This window comes from Stenotrophomonas sp., assembly GCF_036662295.1.
GTDB lineage: Bacteria > Pseudomonadota > Gammaproteobacteria > Xanthomonadales > Xanthomonadaceae > Stenotrophomonas.
Window position 1 is genome coordinate 1 of record NZ_JAVWXA010000083.1, and the last position, 8,934, is coordinate 8,934.

Consider the following 8,934-nt stretch of genomic DNA (forward strand, 5'->3'; position numbering starts at 1 on the left):
TGAGGAGCCGGCCGGCGGCCGGCACTACCGGGCTTGGGTGGGGTCATGGGGAGCCGGCCAGCGGCCGGCACTACCGGGCTTGGGTGGGGGCATGGGGAGCCGGCCAGCGGCCGGCACTACCGGGCTGGGTGGGGGCATGGGGAGCCGGGCAGCGGTCGGCACCAGCGGGACGGTGCGCGGATTGGGGGCGTCGCCGGGACGCCGGCCCGACCATTGTTTATGCACTTTTTACGCGGGGGCACAGCCCGTGGCGTGGCGCCTTTATGCCGGGGCGGCCGACGATGGGCACCTGATGTGGAGTGGTTCCACCTGGACGTCCCATGCGCCTGTTTCTGCCCGTACTCCCTGCCGCCGGTGCGCCCTGCACCGCCGCGTTCCCTTCCTGCGTTTGAGGCCCCGACCATGCCTGCCTGGCTTTCCCTGGTGTGCGGCGTGCTGGTGCTCGTCGCCGCCGCCTACCTGCTGTATGTCGTGCTTCGGCCCGAAGCGTTCTGACCGGAGCCGACCATGACCGAGATCCTGTTGATCCTGCTGGCCAGCATCGTGCTGGCCTTTCCCCTTGGGCTGTACCTGGCCCGGGTGATGCGCGGCGCGCCGATGCGCGGCGATGCGCTGTTTGCCTGGGTGGAAAAACCGCTGTACCGGCTGCTGGGCGTAGACCCGGGGCGCGGCATGTCCTGGCGCGGCTATGTGGGCGCCTTCGTGCTGAGCAACGTGGTGATCGCCGTGCTGGTGCAGGCGGTGCTCATGACCCAGGCATGGCTGCCGTTCAACCCGGACCAGATCCCCAACATGCGCTGGGATACGGCGCTGCACACGATGGTGTCGTTCCTGACCAACACCAACCAGCAGCACTATTCCGGCCAGGCGCAGCTGTCCTACTTCTCGCAGATGACCGCGATCACCGGCCTGCAGGTGGTGACGCCGATGATGGGCCTGGCGCTGGCGGTGGCCACGCTGCGTGCGTTGTTCGGGGCACGCCCGGAGACGGTGGACGCCCAGCCTGCCAGCCCGGAGGGCGATGACCGCCGCGTGGACGTGGGCAACTACTACGCCGACGTGGTGCGCGCCTGCGTGCGCTTCATGCTGCCGCTGTGCCTGCTGTGGGCGGTGCTGCTCACCAGCCAGGGCGTGCCGGCTACGCTGGCCGCCGGCCCGCAGGCGACGCCGATCGATGCGGCCGCCAGAATGGACGCGCAGAAGCTGCCGCTTGGCCCGGTGGCCGCGATGGTGGCGGCCAAACAGCTGGGCGCCAATGGCGGTGGCTGGTATGGCCCCAACAGCGCGATGCCGCTGGAAAACCCCACCCCATTGTCGAACGCGTTGGAACTGATCGGCATCCTGCTGATCCCGATCTGCGTGATCTTCATGCTGGGCGCCTTCACCGGGCGCAAGCGCCTGGCCGGGCTGGTGTTCGGCTGCATGCTGGCGATGTCCAGCGTGTCGGTGGCGGCCACGGTATGGCTGGAGGGCCACTCGGCCGCGGCGGCCAGCCCGCTGTTGATGGAAGGCAAGGAAGTGCGCTTCGGCGCGGACGGCACCGCCTTGTGGGCCGCCGTCACCACCCAGGTCTCCAACGGCTCGGTCAACGGCATGCATGACTCGCTGAGCCCGCTGGCCGGCGCGGTGCCGATGGTCAACATGTTGGTCAGCGCGATCTGGGGCGGCATCGGCTGCGGCCTTCAGCAGTTCTTTGTTTACCTGTTGCTGGGCGTGTTCCTGGCCGGGCTGATGACCGGCCGCACCCCGGAACTGCTCGGCCGCAAGCTGGAAACCCCGCAGGTGCGGCTGCTGGCGCTGCTGGTGCTGCTGCAGCCGATCACCATCCTGGGCTTCACCGCGCTGACGCTGGCGATCCCCTCGATCACCGGCACCTCCAACCCGGGTTTCCACGGCGTCAGCCAGGTCTTCTATGAGTACGTGTCGGCGTTTGCCAACAACGGCTCGGGTTTTGAGGGGCTGGGCGATGCCACGCCGTGGTGGAACCTGAGCTGCACGCTGGTGCTGCTGCTGGGCCGCTATCCGGTGCTGGTGATTCCGCTGATCGTGGCCGCGCAGCTGGCGGCCAAGCGGCGCGCGCCGGAATCGGCGGGCACGCTGCAGATCGAGACCCCGACCTTCGCCCTGACCCTGATCGCGCTGATCGTGGTCCTGACCGTGCTGCAGTTCATGCCGGCGCTGGTGCTGGGCCCGGTGGCCGACCACCTCTCGCTGCTGCAGCACTGAGACCTGATGCCGTGAGTACCTCTTCCGTGAGTACCAATTCCTTGAACGTTTCTTCCCATCGCCGCCAGCGCCTGCTTGACGGCGCCGGCTGGCGCCGCGCCCTGCGCGATGCGGTGCTCAAGCTGTCCCCGCGCCACCTGCTGCACAGCCCGGTGATGGCCGTGGTGATGGCCGGCACGCTGGTCAGCCTGGTGGTCACCCTGAGCGGCAACGCGCCGTTGGGTTTTGGCCTGGCGGTGACCGCGATCCTGCTGCTGACGGTGCTGTTCGGCAATTTCGCCGAGGCGGTGGCCGAAGCCCGCGGACGCGGCCAGGCTGCCTCGCTGCGGCGCGCGCGGCAGGACCTCAGCGCGCGCCGGCTGGCCGCCGCGCATGCCGGCGCCAGCCAGACCCAGGTGCCGGCGGCCGAGCTGCGCCCCGGTGACCATGTGATCGTGAGCGCCGGCGAATTGATTCCCGCCGATGGCGAGATCGTGCAGGGCCTGGCCACCATCAACGAAGCGGCGGTGACCGGTGAATCGGCGCCGGTGCTACGCGAGGCCGGCACCGACCGCAGCGGCGTGATCGGTGGCACCAAGGTGTTGTCCGACCAGATCATCGTGCGCATCACCGCCGAGCCGGGCCACAGCTTTCTGGACCGGATGATTGCGCTGGTGGAAGGTGCCAACCGGCAGAAGACCCCGAACGAAGTGGCCCTGACCCTGCTGCTGGCGGCGATGACGCTCACCTTCCTGGTGGTGGTGGCGACCTTGCCGGCGATCGGCGCGTTCGTGGGCGTGCAGGTGGACCCGCTGCTGCTGATCGCCCTGCTGGTGTGCCTGATTCCCACCACCATCGGCGGGCTGCTGCCGGCCATCGGCATCGCCGGCATGAACCGGGCGCTGGCCGCCAACGTGCTGGCCAAATCCGGCAAGGCGGTGGAAGTGGCCGGCGACGTGGACGTGCTGCTGCTGGACAAGACCGGCACCATCACCCACGGCGACCGCCAGGCCACGCACTTCCATGCGCTGGCCGGGATCGACGCCACCCAGTTGCGCGAAGCGGCGCTGCTGTCCTCGCTGGCCGACCCCACCCCGGAGGGCAAGTCCATCGTGCGCCTGGCGCGCGAGCAGGGCTGCACCACGACCGAACCGGACCGTGCGGACTACCTGGCCTTCACCGCGCAGACCCGCATGTCCGGCGTGGACCTGGACGGCGGCCGGCGCATCCGCAAGGGCGCCGCCGATGCGATCACCGCGTATGTGCGCGAGCTGGGTGGCACGGTGCCGGCCGAGCTGCCGGGCCGGGTGGAACAGGTGGCGCGCAACGGCGCGACGCCGCTGGTGGTGTGCGAAGGCCGGCACGTGCTGGGCGTGATCGAGCTCAGTGACGTGGTCAAGCACGGCATGCGCGAGAAGTTCGCGCAGCTGCGCGCCATGGGCATCCGCACGGTGATGATCACCGGCGACAACCCGCTGACCGCCGCGGCCATCGCCGCCGAAGCCGGCGTGGACGACTATATCGCCGAGGCCCGCCCGGAAGACAAGCTGGCGCGCATCCGCGCCGAGCAGGCCGGCGGGCGGCTGGTGGCGATGGTGGGCGACGGCACCAACGATGCCCCGGCGCTGGCCCAGGCCGACATCGGCCTGGCCATGAACTCCGGCACGCAGGCGGCCAAGGAAGCCGGCAACATGGTGGACCTGGATTCGGACCCGGCCAAGCTGCTGGCGGTGGTGGAAGTGGGCAAGCAGCAGCTGATCACGCGCGGTGCGCTGACCACCTTCTCGCTGGCCAACGATGTGTCCAAGTACTTCGCGATCCTGCCGGCGCTGTTCGCCTCCACCCTGCCGGCGATGGCGGCATTGAACGTGATGCAGCTGTCGAGCCCGCGCAACGCGGTGCTGGCGGCGCTGATCTTCAACGCGCTGGTTATCCCGGCCTTGATCCCGCTGGCGTTGCGCGGGGTGCGCTTCCGCCCGGCCACGGCCACCGCGCTGCTGCGCCGGAACATGCTGGTGTATGGCCTGGGCGGCGTGCTGCTGCCGTTTGCGGCCATCAAATTGATCGACCTTCTCCTTGTCTCGGTATTCGGCGCATGAACCGCTCAATCGCACCTTCCCTGCCCCGCACCGCGCGCGCTTCTGCCGCCGCGGCAGATACCCTGCAACACCAGGGCTCGTGGCGGCCGGCCGTGATGCTGGGCCTGGCCAGCCTGTTGCTGCTCGGCCTGGCCTACGCGCTGGCCGCCACCGGTGCCAGCCGGCTGCTGTTTCCCGCGCAGGCCGATGGCAGCCTGCTGATCCGCGATGGCCAGGTGCGCGGCTCGATGCTGATCGCCCAGCCGTTCAACGGCGATGGCTATTTCCAGGCGCGGCCGTCGGCGGCCGGTTTCGACCCGATGGCGGCGGCCGGCAGCAACCTGGCGCGCAGCAACCCGGCCCTGCAGGAACGCGTGCAGGCCGGCATCGCCGCCGTGGCCGCGCGCGAGGGCGTACCCGTTTCGCAGGTGCCAAGCGACCTGGTCACCCAGTCCGGCTCGGGCATGGACCCGGCACTGTCGCCGGCGGCCGCGCAGGTGCAGGTGGCCCGCGTGGCCCGCAGCCGTGGGCTGCCGCCCGCGCGCGTGGACGCACTGGTGCAGGCGCATACGCAGGGCCCGCAATGGGGCGTGTTCGGCCAGCCACGGGTGAACGTGGTGACGTTGAACCTGGCGCTGGATGACCTGCAGCGCGCGCCGTGATGCCAGGATCGCGCCGCCAGGCGCACAATCGCCACCCATGAACGATCCACGCACCCGCCAGGCCGATGCCCTGGTCGAACGCCTGCAACGCGAGGCCGGCGGCAAGCTCACCGTGTTCCTGGGCGCCGCGCCGGGCGTGGGCAAGACCTTCAGCATGCTCACCCGCGCGCACGACCAGCTGCGCCGTGGCGTGGACGTGGTGGTGGGGCTGGTGGAAACCCACGGCCGCGCCGAGACCGCCGCCCTGCTGGATGGCCTGCCGCAGGTGCCGCTGGCGCAGCGCCAGTACCAGCAGCACGTGTTGGGCGAGATGGACCTGGACGCGGTGCTGGCCCGCCATCCGGCGCTGGTGCTGGTGGACGAGCTGGCCCATCGCAACGTGCCGGGCAGCCGCCACGAGCGGCGCTGGCAGGACGTGGAGGAGTTGCTGGAGGCGGGCATCGATGTGTGGACCACGGTCAACATCCAGCACCTGGAAAGCCTCAACGACGTGGTGATGCGCATCACCGGCGTGCGCGTGAGCGAGACCGTGCCCGATGCGGTGCTGGACCACCTGCACGACATCGTGCTGGTGGACCTGCCGCCGCGCGAGCTGATCGAGCGCCTGCAGCAGGGCAAGGTGTATGTACCCGAACAGGCTGCGCAGGCGCTGCAGGCGTTCTTTTCGCCGGCCAACCTGACCGCGCTGCGCGAGCTGGCCATGCAGGAAGCGGCCGACCGCGTGGACAGCAGCCTGCGCCAGACCCGTGCCGCGCGTGGCGAGGGCAACCTGCCGCTGCGCCGCCGTGTGCTGGTGGCCATCGATGGCGGCGGCCAGAGCGAGTACCTGGTGCGCGTGGGCAGGCGCATCGCCGAGCGTCGCGATGCGCCCTGGACGGTGGTGACCGTGCAGGGCCGGCGCAACGACGAGGCCACCGGGCGCGAGATCGACGCCGCGTTTGCGCTGGCCCGCCGCCTCGGTGGCGAGGCCGAGCTGCTGCACGGCTCCAGCATCGCCGATGCCCTGCTGGACCATGCCGCGCACAACAGCGTTTCCACGCTGGTGCTGGGCCGCACCCGCGAGCGCCCGATCGCGCGGATGCTCAACCGCACCCTCACCCAGCAGCTGATCCAGCGCGGCGCGCATTACGAGATCACCATCATCGGCACGCCGCAGGCGCGCGCCCGCGCGCGCCGCACCGGCCTGTCGATGCCCACCCGCAGCACCGGGCAGGACACGTTGCTGGCGATCGGCGCCACCGCGCTGGCGTGCCTGGTGGCGGTGGTGGCCGAGCACTGGATCGGGCTGTACGACCTGTCGATGGTGTTCATCGTGGCCGTGGTGATGGTGGCCGCGCGCAGCCGTACCAGCGCGGCGGTGATCGCCGCGGCGCTGTGTTTCCTGGCCTACAACTTCTTCTTCATCGCCCCGCGTTTCACCTTTGCGATCAGTGCCCGCCAGGGCGTGATCACGGTGTTCCTGTTCCTGGCCGCCGCGCTGGTGGCCGGGCGACTGGCCTCGCGCCTGCGCATGCAGGTGCTGGCCCTGCGCGCCGCCAACCGGCACGCCAATGCGCGCCAGGCGCTGGGCCGGCAACTGGCCCGCGCGGCCAGCAACGAAGCGGTGGCCCAGGCCGGGCGCGAGGCGCTGGAACAGGCGATGGATGCACCGGCCTGGCTGCGCATCGGCCAGGACACCAGCACCAGTGGCAGTGCCGCGCCCGGTGACACCGACCTGGCCGCCGCCGACTGGGCGCTGCGCCACGGCCAACCCAGCGGCCGCTTCACCGATACGCTGGCCGGCGCGGAATGGTGGTGCCTGCCCTTGCTGGACGGCGAAGCGCGCGCGATCGGCGTGGCCGGCATGCGCTTCGCGCGCAACGCGCCGCGCCTCACGCCCGAGCAGCGCCAGCTGGCCGAGGCGATGGTGGACGACATCGCCCAGGCCGCGCTGCGCACCCAGCTGGTGGCCGCGCTGGAAAAGGCGCATGTGAGCAACGAGACCGAGCGCCTGCGCTCGGCGCTGCTGTCCTCGGTGTCGCACGACCTGCGCTCGCCGCTGGCGGCGATGATCGGCTCGGCCGACAGCCTCTCCAGCTACAGCGAGGCGATGGACGCGCAGGACCGCCGGGCCCTGCTCGACACCATCCTGGTGGAAGGCGAGCGGCTGGACCGCTACATCCAGAACCTGCTGGACATGACCCGGCTGGGCCACGAAGGGCTGCAGATCAACCGCGACTGGATCGGCGTGGACGAGCTGGTGGGCTCGGCCGCCAGGCGGCTGCAGCGCTACCAGCCGGCGGTGCAGCTCAAGCTCGACATCCCGGCCACGCTGGCCCCGATCTGGGTGCACCCGGCGCTGGTGGAGCAGGCGGTGTTCAACGTGATGGAAAACGCGGCCAAGTTCTCCCCGCCCGGTGCGGCGGTGGAGGTGCAGGCGCGCCGGGTGGAGGGCGAGCTGCGCATCGACGTGCTGGATGCCGGCCCGGGGATTCCCGATGACGAGCGCGCGCGCATCTTCGACATGTTCTACAGCGTGGAGCGCGGCGACCGGGGCCGGCATGGCACCGGGCTGGGGCTGACCATCTGCCAGGGCATGATCGGCGCACACGGCGGAAGTGTGCAGGCGCTGCCGGGCCGCGACGGACGCGGTACCCTGATCCGCATCACGCTGCCGCTGCTGCAGCCCCACCCTGCCGATGACGATGACCCCTCCTGACCCTACCCAAGGCGTGCCGCCGGCATGCGTGCTGGTGATCGATGACGAAGCACAGATCCGCCGCTTCCTGGACATCAGCCTGCGCGCACAGGGCTACCGCGTGGTGCAGGCCGCCACCGGGCAGGCCGGACTGGAAGCGCTGGTCAGCGAGGGTGCGGACCTGGTGATCCTGGATATCGGCCTGCCGGACATGGAAGGCCACGAGGTGCTGGCCGAGCTGCGCCAGTGGAGCCAGGTGCCGGTGATCATGCTGACCGTGCGCGCCGGTGAGACCGAGAAGGTGCGGGCGCTGGACAACGGCGCCAACGACTACGTGACCAAGCCGTTCGGCACCCAGGAACTGATGGCGCGGGTGCGGGCGCTGCTGCGCTCGCGCACGGTGTCCAGCGAGGGGGTGCTGCCGCAGTTCGATGACGGGCACCTGCACATCGACCTGGTGCGGCGCGAGGTGCACCTGGCGGGCGTGCCGGTGGCACTGACCCGCAAGGAGTACGCGCTGTTGTCGCTGCTGCTGCGCAATGCCGGGCGCGTGGTGACCCAGCCGCAGATCCTGCAGGAAATCTGGGGGCCCACCCACCAGCACGACACCCATTACCTGCGCATCCTGGTGGGCAAGCTGCGGCACAAGCTGGGCGATTCGGCGCTGGACTCGCGCTACCTGTTCACCGAACCGGGCGTGGGTTTGCGGTTCAAGGGGTGAGGCGGCCGGGGAATCCCCGTTACCGGTGTGCCGGTACACGCCAGGTGGGGGCGAATTGTCGGTGTGCGGCAGGGATCGTCTGCGCATGCGCGGACCGGGCTCCCGGTAGGGTCGCATCCCGATCGACCGCCGATGTGTTTGCCGCGTTTGGTTGTGGCATGAACACCTGGCGGAGAGGCGCATTTCGATTTGCGGTCATGCCACCATCGAGCGTTGGCCGTTTCACGGCGGTCGATTGGGATGCGACCCTACCGGCGTGTTGTCGGTGTCACCGGTAGGGTCGCATCCCGATCGACCGCCGACATGGTTCCCACATTCGGGTGTGGCATGAACACCCGACGAAGAGGCGCGTTTCGATTTGCGGTCATGCCGCCATCGAACGTTGGCCGTTTCACGGCGGTCGATTGGGATGCGACCCTACCAGCGTGTTGCGTTGTCGGTGTCCCCGGTAGGGTCGCATCCCGATCGACCGCCGATATGGTTGCCGCGTCCGGTTGTGGCGTGAACACCTGGCGGAGAGGCGCATTTCGATTTGCGGTCATGCCGCCATCGAACGTTGGCCGTTTCACGGCGGTCGATTGGGATGCGACC

General features: G+C 70.1%; 6 protein-coding genes. All 6 read left to right on the forward strand.

Annotated elements, in window-relative coordinates:
- Positions 1–402: 402 nt before the first annotated feature.
- From RSA25_RS14655 to RSA25_RS14680, 6 genes are read left to right on the forward strand one after another with little or no spacing between them, the layout of a single operon-like run.
- Complete coding sequence (locus RSA25_RS14655; RefSeq protein WP_017355708.1) at positions 403–495, forward strand: potassium-transporting ATPase subunit F; 93 nt, start codon at positions 403–405, stop codon at positions 493–495.
- A 12-nt stretch (positions 496–507) separates the two neighbouring features.
- Positions 508–2,226, forward strand: coding sequence for a potassium-transporting ATPase subunit KdpA (gene kdpA, locus RSA25_RS14660; protein WP_332809592.1), 1,719 nt, complete (start codon positions 508–510; stop codon positions 2,224–2,226).
- Between the two features lie 41 nt (positions 2,227–2,267).
- Positions 2,268–4,304, forward strand: coding sequence for a potassium-transporting ATPase subunit KdpB (kdpB, locus tag RSA25_RS14665; RefSeq protein ID WP_332809601.1), 2,037 nt, complete (start codon positions 2,268–2,270; stop codon positions 4,302–4,304).
- The gene (gene kdpC, locus RSA25_RS14670) at positions 4,301–4,945 is read left to right on the forward strand and encodes a potassium-transporting ATPase subunit KdpC (protein WP_332809593.1); all 645 of its coding nucleotides are present in this window, start codon (positions 4,301–4,303) and stop codon (positions 4,943–4,945) included. The genes kdpB and kdpC overlap by 4 nt, the downstream gene beginning before the upstream one ends.
- Positions 4,946–4,982: 37 nt before the next feature.
- Entirely contained in the window at positions 4,983–7,643 is a 2,661-nt protein-coding gene (locus tag RSA25_RS14675; protein ID WP_332809594.1) for a sensor histidine kinase KdpD, read from the forward strand.
- Positions 7,630–8,343: a response regulator transcription factor gene (locus RSA25_RS14680; protein WP_332809595.1), complete on the forward strand. Its 714-nt coding sequence runs from the start codon at positions 7,630–7,632 to the stop codon at positions 8,341–8,343. Before RSA25_RS14675 ends, RSA25_RS14680 begins: the two co-directional genes overlap by 14 nt.
- Positions 8,344–8,934 lie beyond the last annotated feature (591 nt).

Bases quoted from the DNA above. Each gene is read 5' to 3' on its own strand.
- RSA25_RS14680 (WP_332809595.1), top strand. From the start codon at position 7,630: ATGACCCCTCCTGACCCTACCCAAGGCGTGCCGCCGGCATGCGTGCTG.
- RSA25_RS14655 (WP_017355708.1), top strand. From the start codon at position 403: ATGCCTGCCTGGCTTTCCCTGGTGTGCGGCGTGCTGGTGCTCGTCGCC.
- RSA25_RS14675 (WP_332809594.1), top strand. From the start codon at position 4,983: ATGAACGATCCACGCACCCGCCAGGCCGATGCCCTGGTCGAACGCCTG.
- kdpC (WP_332809593.1), top strand. From the start codon at position 4,301: ATGAACCGCTCAATCGCACCTTCCCTGCCCCGCACCGCGCGCGCTTCT.
- kdpA (WP_332809592.1), top strand. From the start codon at position 508: ATGACCGAGATCCTGTTGATCCTGCTGGCCAGCATCGTGCTGGCCTTT.